1 rRNA gene is annotated in these 329 nt (G+C 50.5%); it reads left to right on the top strand.

The features are described 5' to 3' along the window. A 5S ribosomal RNA gene (gene rrf / locus LGT40_RS00135) occupies positions 1-87 on the top strand; the annotation flags it as partial. Positions 88-329: the final 242 nt, after the last annotated feature.

Below are 329 nucleotides of genomic sequence, written 5' to 3' on the forward strand. Positions count from 1 at the left end.
CTGTTCCCATCCCGAACACAGAAGTGAAACAGCTCAGCGCCGATGATAGTGTGGGAGTTCCCATGTGAAAGTAGGTCACTGCCAGGCTTTTATATAAAACAATACCCGGTCCTCACAGAGGCCCGGGTATTTTTTTGTCTCAAGGTTTGGGATGGCGTTTTCTGAACAGGCCACCCCATGTGACATTTTTGCCGGGAGCAAAAATGGACGCCAGTGGCGCCCGAAGGGCTGGGCACAGGAAGTGCCCAGTCAAAGTAGGTCACCGATAACTGCTCCTGCGTTATCGGCATACATCACATCCATGTGAATAACTGCCAGGCTTTTATATA

Origin of the sequence: Methylophaga pinxianii, from assembly GCF_020447225.1 — a bacterium.
Classification (GTDB): Bacteria; Pseudomonadota; Gammaproteobacteria; order Nitrosococcales; family Methylophagaceae; genus Methylophaga; species Methylophaga pinxianii.